The 14,190-nt window shown below is 41.6% G+C and carries 12 protein-coding genes; all 12 read left to right on the top strand.

What is annotated here, in order from left to right; translation table 11 throughout:
• Window positions 1-239: 239 nt before the first annotated feature.
• Complete coding sequence (hutU, locus tag ADA55_RS00865) at window positions 240-1,916, top strand: urocanate hydratase (protein ID WP_048677985.1); 1,677 nt, start codon at window positions 240-242, stop codon at window positions 1,914-1,916.
• Window positions 1,913-3,211, top strand: a complete 1,299-nt coding sequence (gene hutI / locus ADA55_RS00860) for an imidazolonepropionase (protein WP_048677984.1) — start codon at window positions 1,913-1,915, stop codon at window positions 3,209-3,211. The genes hutU and hutI overlap by 4 nt, the downstream gene beginning before the upstream one ends.
• A 225-nt stretch (window positions 3,212-3,436) precedes the next feature.
• The gene (locus ADA55_RS29925; RefSeq protein ID WP_174878728.1) at window positions 3,437-3,589 is read left to right on the top strand and encodes a hypothetical protein; all 153 of its coding nucleotides are present in this window, start codon (window positions 3,437-3,439) and stop codon (window positions 3,587-3,589) included.
• 211 nt (window positions 3,590-3,800) lie between these two features.
• The gene (locus ADA55_RS00855) at window positions 3,801-5,186 is read left to right on the top strand and encodes an MFS transporter (RefSeq protein ID WP_048677983.1); all 1,386 of its coding nucleotides are present in this window, start codon (window positions 3,801-3,803) and stop codon (window positions 5,184-5,186) included.
• An 82-nt stretch (window positions 5,187-5,268) separates the two neighbouring features.
• Window positions 5,269-6,828: a histidine ammonia-lyase gene (hutH, locus tag ADA55_RS00850; protein ID WP_048677982.1), complete on the top strand. Its 1,560-nt coding sequence runs from the start codon at window positions 5,269-5,271 to the stop codon at window positions 6,826-6,828.
• Between the two features lie 94 nt (window positions 6,829-6,922).
• Window positions 6,923-8,047 (top strand): N-methyl-L-tryptophan oxidase, encoded by a 1,125-nt coding sequence (solA, locus tag ADA55_RS00845; RefSeq protein WP_048677981.1) that lies wholly within the window; start codon window positions 6,923-6,925, stop codon window positions 8,045-8,047.
• 261 nt (window positions 8,048-8,308) lie between these two features.
• Complete coding sequence (gene pxpA, locus ADA55_RS00840; RefSeq protein ID WP_048677980.1) at window positions 8,309-9,067, top strand: 5-oxoprolinase subunit PxpA; 759 nt, start codon at window positions 8,309-8,311, stop codon at window positions 9,065-9,067.
• Window positions 9,068-9,189: 122 nt separating this feature from the next.
• On the top strand, window positions 9,190-10,329 hold the full coding sequence (locus ADA55_RS00835; RefSeq protein WP_105718979.1) for an NRAMP family divalent metal transporter: 1,140 nt from the start codon (window positions 9,190-9,192) through the stop codon (window positions 10,327-10,329).
• 90 nt (window positions 10,330-10,419) lie between these two features.
• The gene (locus ADA55_RS00830) at window positions 10,420-11,211 is read left to right on the top strand and encodes a putative hydro-lyase (RefSeq protein WP_048677978.1); all 792 of its coding nucleotides are present in this window, start codon (window positions 10,420-10,422) and stop codon (window positions 11,209-11,211) included.
• 22 nt (window positions 11,212-11,233) lie between these two features.
• Window positions 11,234-11,992: a 5-oxoprolinase subunit PxpB gene (pxpB, locus tag ADA55_RS00825; RefSeq protein ID WP_105718978.1), complete on the top strand. Its 759-nt coding sequence runs from the start codon at window positions 11,234-11,236 to the stop codon at window positions 11,990-11,992.
• Window positions 11,989-12,984: a biotin-dependent carboxyltransferase family protein gene (locus ADA55_RS00820; RefSeq protein WP_048677976.1), complete on the top strand. Its 996-nt coding sequence runs from the start codon at window positions 11,989-11,991 to the stop codon at window positions 12,982-12,984. The genes pxpB and ADA55_RS00820 overlap by 4 nt, the downstream gene beginning before the upstream one ends.
• Before the next feature lie 165 nt (window positions 12,985-13,149).
• Window positions 13,150-13,905 carry an IclR family transcriptional regulator gene (locus ADA55_RS00815; RefSeq protein WP_048677975.1) on the top strand — a complete coding sequence of 252 codons (756 nt, stop codon included), beginning with the start codon at window positions 13,150-13,152 and terminating at the stop codon, window positions 13,903-13,905.
• The last annotated feature ends 285 nt before the right edge of the window (window positions 13,906-14,190 follow it).

Below are 14,190 nucleotides of genomic sequence, written 5' to 3'. Positions count from 1 at the left end.
GGGTTCAGAATTTTTTAATTCCGAACCCCTTTTGTCTACAAACTGAAAGGACGATTCAATAAATGAATCGTCCTTTTTTATTTATTTCATAACAATGTAATTGATGGAATTATTCATAAAAAAATAAAGTTAACTACAAAATAGTGAAACAAATTATAAAATTATCATTAAATTATAATAAATTATTCTGAATTTTTCTTATAGAATGAAAATATAACAAAAACAAGGGGGAAATGAGAATGAATACGATTACAAATAAGGTTATACGCTATAGAGGCACTGATTTGAATACGAAAGGTTGGCAACAAGAGGCAGTGCTTAGAATGCTGATGAATAATTTGGATCCTGAAGTCGCCGAACGTCCTGAGGATTTGGTGGTATACGGAGGGATTGGGAAAGCAGCACGTAACTGGGAATGCTTTGATGCAATCGTCAAATCACTAAAAGAGCTTGAAGAAGATGAAACTTTACTTGTCCAATCTGGGAAACCGGTAGCAATTTTTAAAACGCATACGGATGCACCCCGTGTCCTGATTGCCAATTCAAATATCGTCCCGGCGTATGCGAACTGGGAAACATTCCATGAACTTGATAAAAAGGGATTGATGATGTATGGGCAAATGACAGCAGGGAGCTGGATATATATTGGCTCTCAAGGCATCGTACAGGGTACATACGAGACATTTGCCGAGCTAGCAAAACAACATTTCAATAACTCGTTGAAAGGCACCATCACTCTTACGGCTGGTCTAGGCGGCATGGGTGGGGCACAGCCACTGGCAGTTACGATGAACGGCGGGGTCTGTATCGGAATTGATGTTGATGAAACAAGAATTGACCGGAGAATCGAGACTCGTTATACCGATGTGAAAACGGATTCTTTGGATGAAGCCATTCGTTTAGCCAAAGAAGCTAAACTTGCTGGAAAAGCATTATCGATTGGTTTGATTGGGAATGCTTCAGATATTCTTCCGGAAATGATTGCAAGGAACTTCATTCCGGATGTCTTGACGGATCAGACTTCCGCCCATGATCCGCTTAATGGATATACACCTTCAGGTATGTCAATGGTGGAAGCGGCAGAATTAAGGAATGCCAATCCAGAAGAGTATATTAAACTCTCTAAAGCTTCAATGGCCAAACATGTAAGAGCGATGCTTGAAATGATGGAAAAAGGAGCCGTGACGTTTGATTATGGCAATAATATCCGTCAAGTTGCGAAAGATGAAGGCGTAGAAAATGCTTTTGACTTCCCTGGCTTCGTTCCAGCATATATCCGTCCACAATTTTGTGAAGGAAAAGGTCCATTCCGTTGGGTCGCTTTATCTGGTGATCCAGAAGATATTTATAAAACAGACCAAGCCATTTTACGTGAATTCGCTGATAATGAGCATTTATGTAACTGGATTAGAATGGCTCAAGACAAAATCCAGTTCCAAGGTCTTCCTTCCCGTATTTGCTGGCTTGGTTATGGGGAGCGCGCCCGTTTTGGTAAAATCCTTAATGATATGGTTGCAAGCGGTGAATTGAAGGCCCCGATCGTGATTGGACGTGACCATTTGGATTCAGGATCTGTCGCTTCTCCGAATCGTGAAACGGAAGCCATGAAGGATGGTTCGGATGTAGTGGCTGACTGGCCGATCTTAAATGCAATGGTGAACGCAGTGGGAGGTGCAACCTGGGTATCCGTACATCATGGCGGTGGCGTAGGAATGGGATACTCCATGCATGCTGGCGTGGTAATTGTGGCAGACGGAACCGAAGAAGCAGCAGCCAGGATTGAGCGAGTGCTGACAACGGACCCTGGGATGGGCGTTGTGCGCCATGTTGATGCAGGATATGAACTTGCAGAGGAAACAGCCCGTGAAAGAGGTATTAATATCCCGATGCTTGGTAAAGGAATTGATAAAAAATGACAAAGCCAATTTGGATAAAACATGCCACTCAACTTGCTACCCTTACTTCTGAAAGGAAAGGGCCGCGTTCCAAAGAGGGAATGTCGGAGCTTGGTTTGATAGAGGATGGAAGTATATGGATGGAATCTGGGTTGATCCAAGCTGTCGGGACAACCAAGGAATTGGAAAAACTCTATGCTGATAGAATGCATGAAGCTGAAGTTTTCGATGCTACTGGCCATTTGGTGACACCAGGGCTTGTTGATCCCCATACGCATGTTGTATATGGGGGAAGTCGTGAGCGTGAATTCGAAATGCGTCTGGAAGGTGCAACATATATGGACATCATGAACGGGGGAGGGGGCATTCATGCAACCACCCGCATGACAAGGGAAGCAAGTGAAGAAGAGTTGATGGAACAAACCATACGACGCCTTGATTCGTTTCTCGCTCATGGTGTGACTACAGTAGAAGGTAAAAGCGGTTATGGAATGAATTTGGAAACCGAATTGAAGCAGTTGCGGGTGATGAAGAAGTTACAGGAAGAGCATCCGATTGATCTAGTTCCTACCTTCATGGGAGCCCATGCGGTTCCAAAGGATTATAAAGGCCGTGAGGATGAATTTGTCGATCACCTGATTAATGATATGCTTCCAATCGTCGCTGAAGAAAAGCTTGCTGAATTCAATGATGTGTTTTGTGAAAAAGGGGTTTTTACCCCTGAACAATCAGAGCGGATATTAAAGGCGGGGAAAAAGTACGGCTTGATCCCTAAAATTCATGCTGATGAAATTGAGCCTTACGGGGGAGCCGAACTAGCTGCTAAAATCGGGGCTATATCAGCCGAGCATTTATTAAAGGCCACCGAAGAGGGAATTCAATCCATGGCTAAGTCAGGAACCATTGCCTGCTTGCTTCCAGCCACAGCTTTGTATTTAAGGGAAGATGCGGCCCCAGGACGGCGAATGGTTGATGAAGGTGTAGCTGTTGCCATTTCGACCGATTGCAATCCCGGATCCTCGCCGACGACTTCCATGCCGCTTGTCATGAACCTGGCATGCATCTCGATGCGGCTGACCCCTGCTGAAGCGCTTACCGCGGCAACATACAATGCTGCTTGTGCAATCAACAGACAGGAAAAGATAGGTTCACTTGAAGTGGGAAAACAAGCGGATGTCGTTTTATGGAATGTTGAAAACTATCAGGAGTTGCAATATTTATTTGGGGTTAACCATGTTAAGACAGTATGGAAAAACGGTGTTCAAGTTGTGAATGATAAAGTGAAGTCTGGATCCAAAAGCCTTACGGGCCTTTAAAAATCAGTATTCTCAATCAATGTCTACCCATTCCATCCGCTGAAAAATTCAGGGGATGGAATGGGCTTTTGGAAGTATTAACAAATGTAATGGTGCTGAATAGTAGGATGAAATTTATCATCCTACGCATTTTCAGCATTAAACACTTTACCACTTTACAGTGAGATTTAATGAAAGTATTTTAAGGAATTCGTGGAAATGAATCTTCCATGTGGAGGGAATTTTATGTGGATAATCACTATCCATTCGAAAAAAGGCATAAAAATGTTTGAGTTTAGCACAGAAAAGGAAGCAAGGGAAAGATTTGAGGTAATGGAAGGCTGTAAAATCCTTAGTGAAGTCATTTATTTCAATGATAAACAATTGATTGAAACTTAAACTATATTATCTTATAAAATAGAAATTAAAAGGTAGAATGATTTGATATAGTTTATAAAAAGAGTATATTTCATAATATTCTTTGCTCAATTTTTTTATGGTATTAAGCTTAATCGTTCCATTCAATTTCAGCGCCACTCACGGAGTGTTACAGTTCTAGTGTTTTTTTTGAATCAATATATCTGATAAATCAAAATATGGAGGGGATTCTTTGAACGAACAAAAATTCACGATTGACGATGCCCCATTTAATAGGTTTCATTTTCGAATTTCAGGACTTACATTCGGTTCCAGCTTTTGTGATGGCTATTCTCTAGGAATCATTGCGATGGCCCTGACAGTATTCGGGCCTCAGATGAATATGAATTCATTGTGGACAGGGCTGATCGGCAGCTCTGCTTTAATCGGTCTGTTTGCGGGATCTTTAATACTTGGAAGACTTTCTGACCGTGTAGGAAGACAGAAAATCTTTCTCGTAAACTTTTTACTCATCACGGTAGCTACTATTTTACAATTTTTTGTTAGCAGCCCGGAAGAGCTTTTTATTTTACGGTTGCTGATTGGTTTTGGACTTGGAGGGGATTACGCTGTAGGTACGACCTTGCTTGCCGAGTTTTCTCCCAAAAAGTATCGCTCCTCGCTCCTCGCGTCTATAAACGTAGTGTGGACGCTTGGTTATGTTGCATCAAACTTTGTTGGTCATTACTTGGGCCAGATTGGTTCAGATTCATGGCGTTGGATGCTTGTCAGCGCTGCCATTCCGGCAATTGTGGTTTTGATTTTAAGAATAGGGACGCCTGAATCACCAAGGTGGCTTGTCAGCATGGGGCGTGTCGAAGAAGCTCGCCAGATTGTAAAAAAACACCTTGGTGCGAACGTTGAAATGGGAGAAACGGCGACTGGCACAGAAAATCAAAAGACTCTGGGGTTTCGTGGGCTTTTCAGTAAAAGGCTTCGTAAGCGGTTGGCTTTTGGTGGAATATTCAAATTGACCCTTGTTATTCCCTACTTTGCCATTTACACTTTCCTGCCTTCCATACTTAGTACAATGGGTTTTGAACAGAACTTTTTTGCCGATACCATGTTAAATCTATTCTTGCTTGTCGGGGCAATTATTGGTCTTTGGCTGCTTGCAAAATTTTCTCGTAGAGGATTTACCATCGGGGCTTTCACAATCCTAACTGTTTCATTGTTTTCACTCAGCTTCTTACACAATGGTTCTCAATTCTTAATGTTGGTAGCCTTCTTGATCTTTACTTTTTTCATGTCAGCAGCATCGAACCTTACATTAGTATACCCAGCAGAGCTTTTTCCAACTGAAATCCGTGGCTCGGGAATAGGTATGGTTACGGCAATTAGTCGGATTGGTTCTGCAATTGGAACATTTCTGCTTCCTGTTTCTTTAAGTTCATTCGGATTAAGTGCCTCAATGGCAGGAATGGCAGCCATTCTGCAGGTGGGCTTGATCGTATCGATCGCCTGGGCACCTGAAACGAAGAATCTTTCTTTACATGAAGCAAGTGATCCATTGCTAGAAACGGAGAATTCTCCAAAAGGAACCGCTATTCCCTTTACAAAAAATGAAAAAATAACATAAGATAACTTCCAGTAAATAAATGAGAAGGACCAAAACTTTTTTCTCCTTCTTTGATGAGTCATAAGAGAGGAGATGTATAAGGATGACAACTGCCGATTGTTTACATCCTAAGGATATTAAAGAGGTTGTACTAGGGGATGACGCCATCTCAATCCAAGAGGTAATTGCGGTTGCAAGATATGGGGCGATGGTTTCCTTTACACGAACATATTGTGATAGGGTGAATAAATCACGTAGCTTAATAGACAAGTTTTTAGATGAAAATCGATTGATTTATGGTGTAACTACGGGTTTTGGCAGTAATATGACCGAGGTGATTTCTCCAAAGGACGCAGAAACCCTTCAACGGAATATTGTTCGTTCACATGCCGTTTCTGTTGGGGAAACTCTTGAAAAAGAAGTCGTAAGGGCCATTCAATTGATGATCCTAGTGAATTTAGGCCAAGGGTATTCAGGAGTTCGTTTACAGGTATTAAATCTAATTGCTTCACTATTAAATCACGATATCATTCCGTATGTTCCAGGTGATGGGTCAGTGGGGTATCTTTCTCCCGAAGCTCACATGGCCTTAGTGGTGATGGGTGAGGGGAAGGCATGGTATGAAGATGAGCTCTTACCTGGCATGGAAGCTTTAGGGAAAGCGGGATTAACACCTGTTACGTTGGGTGCTAAAGAAGGATTGGCACTTACAAGCGGGACTACTTCCGTCACCGCGATGGCTGTCCTGGCTTTATACAATAGCATGCAGGCGGCGAAAACCGCTGATATTACGGGAGCCATGTCCTTAGAAGTGCTGAAAGGTACTATAAAAGCATTTGATCCCCGTCCCCACTCATTGAAAAAACATGAGGAACAGGCTAAGACAGCCAGAAATGTATCAAGGATTCTTGAAGGTAGCCAAATCATTGATACATACAAGGAACATAGATTACAAGATGCACTTAGCTTACGATGCATTCCACAAGTCCATGGAGCCATAAAAAGAGTATTGAAAGACGCTGCTGTATCAATCGGGAATGAAATGAACTCTGTAAGTGACAATCCTCTGATTTTTCCTGAAGAGGAAGATGGAATTGGCCTGATGGCTGGGAATTTTGATGGTTCATTTGTTGGGATTTATGCGGATGCGATATCCATAGCGTTAGCAAACTTAGCAAAAATAACAGAACGCAGAATAGATCGCCTTGTAAACCATCACCTTAGTGAATTACCTAATTTCTTAGTGGTTAATCCAGGTTTAAATAGTGGCTACATGATTCCGCAATATACAGCTGCCGGGCTATTAAATGAAATCAGGGTGCTCTCGCATCCAGCGACAATAGATAATATCCCTACATGTGCAAATCAAGAAGACGTGATAAGTTTTGCCTATTTTGCTTCGAGGAAAGCATATCGGATTTCGAAGAAACTTGAATATATTTTAGCCATTGAATTGATGACGGCAACACAAGCAATGGATTTTCATCTACCTTTGAAACCGTCACCTGTTACGGAGGAGGTATATCATTTAGTTCGGAGCGAAGTCCCGATGGTTGAAGAAGATCGCTTTTTTCATCCTGACATTGAAGCGATTTATAGGCAAATTCATGAAGGGGAAATAGTGAAGCTCGTTGAAAGGGCGATCGGGGAAATAGAGTTCTAAAACCATGTGGAAGCTGTTTTACTTTATTTTATAAGGTAAAATGGCTTCCTTTTTTTAAAATGAAGGACCATATTTAAAGGAGGAGGGATGAAAGATGCATTATGATGTAATTGTAATTGGAGCTGGATCCATGGGAATGTCTTCAGGTTATTATCTATCAAAAAAAGGACAAAAAGTATTATTATTGGATTCCTTTGCTCCTCCTCATAATAAGGGGAGCCATCACGGGGAAACAAGAATTATTAGGCATGCTTATGGTGAAGGCAGGGAGTATGTTTCTTTGGCACTTAAATCACAAAAGCTTTGGGGTGAATTGGAAAGAATTTCGGGTCAACAATTATTTCTTCCAACGGGGGTCCTGAATGCTGGAAGCCAAAATTCCCCTTTCATTAAACAAGTGAAAGCAGGATCAAAGGAATATGGTTTACCTATGAAAATATTGGATAACCATGAAATTCATGATAGGTGGCCAGGAATAACACTGCCGGAAGACTACATTGGGTGCTATGAATCGACTTCGGGTGTGTTGAAAAGTGAAGAGTGCTTAAGGGCGTATCAACAACTTGCGAAATCCCATGGTGCCGACATCATTGTAAACAGTGAAGTAAGGAATATAGTTGCTCATAGTAACGGGGTCACGGTTATAACGGATGAACAGACATTCCACTCGGAATCTTTAGTGGTTGCAGTTGGGGCGTGGGCACCGAAAATATTGGCGATGTTAGATTTGAATCTCCCGCTGGAACCCATCAGAAAAACATTTGCCTGGTTTCATGCAAATGAAAAATTATATAATCATAATGATTTTCCGGCTTTTACTTTTGATACTTCAGTTGGTACATACTATGGCTTTCCTAGTATAAATGGTTCTGGACTGAAAATAGGGAGACATGATGGAGGACAGCGGATCAATCCTGATGGCTGTATCAAGTGTTTTGGTGAATTGGATGAGGATGAGGGAGATTTGATGAGGTTTTTAGGGCAATTTATGCCTGCTGATCAAAAAATGAAATATGGTAAAACTTGCATCTACACCATGACCCCTGATGAGCATTTTATAGTGGATAAACATCCTTATTATCCACATATTGCTATAGCGGCAGGTTTCTCTGGACACGGTTTTAAGTTCAGCAGTGTCATGGGAGAAATTTTGAGTGACTTGATTATCTCTGGTACGACCAAGGAAGATATTTCATTGTTTTCGATTAACCGATTTTGAATTAATAGACTCCAAACATAAAAACTGTAATCATGGCCGTTGCTTCCTTTCAAAGGAAACAACGGCTTTTTTGTATCAAACTGTAATGTTAGGTTTTCTAACAAAATATTGTCGAAATAATTAAAATATGCTAGAATGAGAATATTCCGAAATATGAAACTAAGGTTCCGAATTTCGGAACATACGCATTTGAATGATTGAAGGAGTACTTACATATTTTTAAGGTTTACTAAAATTTCCGTTATTAAAGGAGAGGGTAGTATGAACAAGGTTGATTTGAATTGTGATTTAGGAGAAAGTTTTGGCGCTTACCGGATGGGTAATGATCAAGAGATTTTGGATTATGTAACATCTGTCAATGTAGCTTGTGGATTCCACGCCGGTGATCCGACAGTCATGAGAAAAACGGTTCAGCTTGCTTTAGGGAAAGAAGTCAAAATCGGAGCCCACCCAGGTTTACAGGATTTAATAGGATTTGGCAGACGCAATATGAATATTTCTCCACAGGAAGCTTATGATATTGTCGTCTATCAAATTGGAGCATTAAATGGCTTCCTGCAATCCGAAGGCGGAAGTATGCAGCATGTGAAACCGCATGGGGCTTTGTACAATATGGCCGCAAAGAACAAAGAGTTATCCATGGCCATTGCCGAAGCGGTTTATAAAGTGAATCCCGAGCTTATCTTATTTGGTTTGTCGGGCAGTGAATTAATACGAGCCGGACAGGCTATCGGATTGCAAACAGGGAGTGAAGTATTTGCCGATCGCACCTACCAACATGATGGTTCATTGACTTCCCGATTGGAAAAGGACGCACTGATTGAAAACGATGATGTTGCAGTTGCCCAAGTCATTCGCATGGTGAAGGAAGGGAAGGTACTGTCCCAGCAAGGCTCAGATGTGGCTTTAAAAGCAGATACCATTTGTATTCACGGGGACGGGGCACATGCTTTATCCTTTGCACGTCATGTCAAGGAATCTTTGCAATTATCTGAAATAAAAGTCAAGTCTTTTTCTTGAAAAAAAACTAAACAATCAGGGGGCAGATTCCATTGGAGCCAAACAAAAATACAACAGCACAGAAAAAGAATTTGACTAAGCCAAAAACGAACCGCACTTTATTGTTAGGTGCAGCATTCCTAATGGCAACATCGGCAATAGGACCAGGTTTTTTAATGCAAACGACCGTTTATACCCAAAGCCTTGCGGCAAGTTTCGGTTTCGTTATCCTTATTTCGGTCATTCTTGATATATTTGCCCAAACAAATGTATGGCGCATTATTGCTGTATCCGAAAAACGGGGTCAAGAGATTGCAAACATGGTCCTTCCTGGGCTGGGTTATGTACTGGCAGCACTGATCGTCATGGGCGGGCTGGCATTTAACATTGGAAATATCGCAGGAGCCGGATTAGGTCTGAATGCGATGACGGGAATATCCCCAACTACGGGGGCGGCAATAAGCGCAGTCATCGCCGTACTGATTTTTGTAGTGAAAGAAGCAGGGAAAGCGATGGATCGTTTTACGCAAATCGCTGGATTTTTCATGATTTGTTTGATGATTTACGTTGCATGGACAACCTCTCCTCCTGTAGGGGAAGCGGTAGTGAAGACCTTTGCCCCTGATAAAATCGATATTATCGCCATCGTTACATTAGTGGGTGGATCAGTTGGCGGCTACATTACTTTTGCGGGGGGCCATCGTCTATTGGATGCAGGCGTGAAGGGCGTTGACTCATTACCACAGGTCACGAAGAGCTCGGTAATGGGGATCTTGATAACGACTGTCATGCGCGTTGCCTTATTTCTGGCAGTACTGGGTGTTGTATCGAAAGGATTACAAATTAATCCGGATAACCCTGCAGCATCCGTTTTTCAACTGGCTGCGGGTAATATAGGATATAAAATCTTTGGTGTCGTCATGTGGGCTGCAGCGATCACGTCTGTTGTTGGAGCGGCATATACTTCGGTTTCATTTGTCAGAACCTTCAGCGAAAAGATAAATAAGAAGGCAAACTGGATAATCATTGGCTTTATAGCCGTATCGACCATTTGCTTTCTATTGATTGGTCAACCGGTTAAAGTATTGCTTATAGTTGGTGCCATTAATGGACTCATCTTACCAATTGCTCTTGGAACATTGCTTATTGCCGCATATAAGAAAAATATCGTGGGTGATTATAAGCATCCTTTATGGTTAACGATTTCCGGTGTATTCGTGGTAGTCATCATGGCGTTGATGGGCGTATATACATTAATGAAACAACTGCCAGCACTTTTTTAATGATCAATGAATGAAAATCCAATAAATAAAGGTGGAAGTGGCGTGCCAGTTTGTAACTTTCTTCCACTTCGTAATAGGAGATGAATACTAATGATCGACCTTTCTCAAGCTACCCCGGCTGAATTGCGTTCAATGATTCGAAACAACGAATTGATAAAACCGACTGCTGGCATGGCTAACGGTTATGCACAAGCGAACCTAGCCATCTTAAAAAAAGAGCATGCTTTTGATTTCTTATTATTCTGTCAGCGTAACCCTAAATCCTGTCCATTGCTGGATGTTACGGAAATTGGTTCACCCATTCCCGCATTTGCAGCAAAGTCTGGGGATATCCGCACCGATATTCCGAAATATAGGGTATATAAATATGGAGAATTAGTGGAAGAAGTAACGGATATCTCAAACTACTGGGAAGACGATATGGTTGGATTTTTAATTGGGTGCAGCTTTACATTCGAACACGCCCTATTAAATAATGATATATCGATTCGCCATATTGAAGAGGGATGCAATGTACCCATGTATAAAACCAATATCCCTTGTATTGAAGCAGGGATTTTTCATGGGAAAATGGTGGCTAGCATGAGGCCGATTCCACAAAAGGATGTGGTGAGGGCAGCTCAAGTGACATCGCGGTTTCCGGCCGTTCATGGCGCTCCAATCCATATTGGCGACCCTGAAGCGATCGGTGTTTCCAGCATTCAGCATCCGGATTTTGGTGATCCAGTAACGATTCGTGAAGGGGAAGTCCCAGTATTTTGGGCATGTGGTGTAACACCTCAATCCATTGCTATGGAAACTAAACCGGAGATCATGATCACGCATGCACCTGGACATATGTTCATAACGGACATTCGTGATGAAAAATTAGGAGTTTTATAACTGACAGAAAGAGATGATTCCTATGCCGGAAAAGCTTTTGAAAAAAACTGCATGTACACTTTCTCCATTAGGCGATTCCGCAATCGTGATAACATTCGGGAATGGAATGGAATACAGCGTTCACAAAAAAATAAAATTGTTAAAGGATTTGCTGGAAGATGAACCTTTTGCAGGGTTTATAGAATGTGTACCGGCTTATACCAATTTGACGGTTTTTTATGATCCACTCATTATTTATAAGGAACAAAATAAAAGCAATGGTAATGAAACCATATCTCCCTTTGAAGTGGTCCGTTCCATCTTGGAAATGAAATTACAGGATTTAAAAGAAGATAAGAAACTGATACATCGAACGGTTACCATTCCCGTGTGCTATGGGTATGAATATGGACCCGATTTGGAATATGTGGCCCGCTATAATGATTTGACTACTGATGAAGTCATTCATATTCATTCAACCGGTGAATATTTGGCTTATATGATCGGGTTCGCACCGGGTTTCCCGTTTCTTGGCGGACTTTCAGAGAACATCGCGACACCGAGGCGTTCCTCTCCCCGAATGACCATTCCGGCAGGGGCAGTAGGGATTGCCGGTATGCAAACGGGAGTATATCCCATATCAACGCCTGGTGGATGGCAATTGATCGGACAAACGCCAACCAAATTATTTTTACCGAATGTAAATCCTCCAAGTCTATTACAAGCAGGGGACATTGTGAAGTTCCATCCGATTACGGATCAAGAATATAAAGAAATGATTCTTAAGGAGGGGGTACAGTGAGCCTGCGCGTAATCAAACCGGGATTATTGACCAGTATACAGGATCTTGGAAGAAAAGGATTCAAGCAACATGGGGTGATTGTAAGCGGGGCGATGGATGCACATTCTTTACGAATTGCCAATATGTTGGTTGGCAATGAAGAAGGAGAAGCGGCCTTGGAAATTACATTAATGGGTCCGACCATTAAAGTAGAGAAAAATTGCCTGATTTCGATAACAGGTGGAAATTTATCACCTACACTTGATAATAAGGCGGTACCGATGTGGAAGCCCATTCTTGTGAAAAATGGATCGATTCTTCGATTTGAAGGGTGTAAATCAGGTTGCAGGGCGTACTTAACTGTAGCGGGAGGCTTTGCTATTCCTGAAGTTATGGAGAGTAAAAGCACATATCTAAGGGCTGGGATTGGCGGCTATTTGGGGAGGGCACTAAAGGCTGACGATGTCTTGGAGTTGAATGAACCTTCGAAAAATCTTGGTGATCGAACGTTCAAAGGTTCATTTTACTTCCCAAAGTGGTTTGTCAATGAGAAGGAGTTCATGCCAGGAGGAAAACCTCTCATCCGTTTCATCGATGGAAGCCAATATGAATATTTCACAGACTCAAGTAAAGATAGTTTTGTAGAGAGGTTATTTAAAGTTTCCAATCAATCCGACCGCATGGGATATAGAATATCGGGCCCTGCACTGAAATTAAAGAATAATGGGGAGTTATTATCCGAAGCGGTTACAAATGGGTCCGTTCAGGTTCCTCCAGATGGAAATCCGATCATCCTCCTTTCAGATAGCCAAACAACGGGCGGATATCCTAAGATAGCTCAGGTGATTACGGCGGATTTACCAATTATCGCTCAGGTTAAACCAGGGGAATCGATTCAGTTCTCACGGGTGAATTTAAAGGAGGCTGAACGGCTGTTCCTTCAAAAAGAACGGCAATTGAAGGAATTGAAAGTTTCAATTTCATTGGCCTTGAAAAAATGGTTGGATATATAATGCTTCTGCAATTATCGCAAAAGATGAGAAAGTACTCTTAAAGAGTGCTTTCTTTTATTGTTCACGCTTAAATATATATTTTACTGAAGGCATTACATCCCTTTTTTCATGTTTTATAATAGAATGATAGTTAAGGAAAACATGTATCATGAAAGGAGACATTGTATGCAGGCACATAACAAAACGGTCGTGAAATCCATGCAAATCCTAACCCTTTTCATAAATCATCCAAAACTGACCTTTAATGAAATGATGGAACTATCCAATTTGCCGAAAACGTCGTTACACCGTATGGTGGGATCTTTGGAGGAAATGGGGTTTCTAACAAAGGACGATGATGGGCACTATTCACTTGGATTGATATTCCTGCAGTTTGGTCAACTGGTAGGGGAGCGTTTGGATATCAGGTCAATCGCCTATCCGATCATGAAAGACCTACGGGATGATGTTGAAGAAGCGGTGAATTTAATTGTGAGGGATAAGGATGAAGCGATGTATATTGAAAAGGTGGATACCCTGCATCCTGTTCGTCTTTATACATCCATTGGAAGGCGTTCGCCATTGTACGCTGGCGATTCTCGAATCATCCTGGCATTTTTGCCACAAGAAGAGCGTGAAAATTATTTGGAAAACATCCGATTAAAACCAATCGCCATGGGAACGATTACGGATAAAACTAAACTCCGTCATGCAATGGATGAAGCGAGATCGAATGGTTACACGATAACTTCATCAGAACTTGAGGATTATACAAAAGCGGTGAGTGCACCGATACTCAATGGTAAAGATGAAATAGTAGCTGGTATTAGTGTCGCTGGGATTGAAGCAAGATTTCAGGAAGATCGCTTGCCTGAATTGATTGATAAAGTAACGAAAGCTGCCAAAGCCATTTCCGTGAAACTTGGTTCTCAAACACATTAATGAAAATAGAAAAGTCATTTCATTTTCGGAATATATTTTTCTGAAATAAGATAACTTATTTAAGATAGTTGATTCCTGCATTCTACATATAGGAAGTAAAGCCACCGCTTATGGTGGTTTTTTGTCATGTCACATGCCCAGTTGAACCAAAACGAAAAGGTGAACCATTAGGGGTTCAACTTTCAGACTGTAGACAAACTCGATGAAAATCGAGTTTGTCTACTTTTATGGCTTTTACAATTTGGACGTTGATTTCCACTCCAGGCACTCGCTTTCCGCGGGCGG

Source organism: Bacillus sp. 220_BSPC (assembly GCF_001054655.1).
Lineage (GTDB): Bacteria > Bacillota > Bacilli > Bacillales > DSM-1321 > Peribacillus > Peribacillus frigoritolerans.
This window is presented reverse-complemented; position numbering and strand designations above follow the sequence as displayed.

Coding starts and splice junctions, on each gene's coding strand:
- pxpB (WP_105718978.1), top strand. CDS start 11,234: ATGCCGGAAAAGCTTTTGAAAAAAACTGCATGTACACTTTCTCCATTA.
- hutI (WP_048677984.1), top strand. CDS start 1,913: ATGACAAAGCCAATTTGGATAAAACATGCCACTCAACTTGCTACCCTT.
- hutU (WP_048677985.1), top strand. CDS start 240: ATGAATACGATTACAAATAAGGTTATACGCTATAGAGGCACTGATTTG.
- hutH (WP_048677982.1), top strand. CDS start 5,269: ATGACAACTGCCGATTGTTTACATCCTAAGGATATTAAAGAGGTTGTA.
- ADA55_RS00830 (WP_048677978.1), top strand. CDS start 10,420: ATGATCGACCTTTCTCAAGCTACCCCGGCTGAATTGCGTTCAATGATT.
- ADA55_RS00815 (WP_048677975.1), top strand. CDS start 13,150: ATGCAGGCACATAACAAAACGGTCGTGAAATCCATGCAAATCCTAACC.
- pxpA (WP_048677980.1), top strand. CDS start 8,309: ATGAACAAGGTTGATTTGAATTGTGATTTAGGAGAAAGTTTTGGCGCT.
- ADA55_RS29925 (WP_174878728.1), top strand. CDS start 3,437: ATGTGGATAATCACTATCCATTCGAAAAAAGGCATAAAAATGTTTGAG.
- ADA55_RS00835 (WP_105718979.1), top strand. CDS start 9,190: ATGGCAACATCGGCAATAGGACCAGGTTTTTTAATGCAAACGACCGTT.
- solA (WP_048677981.1), top strand. CDS start 6,923: ATGCATTATGATGTAATTGTAATTGGAGCTGGATCCATGGGAATGTCT.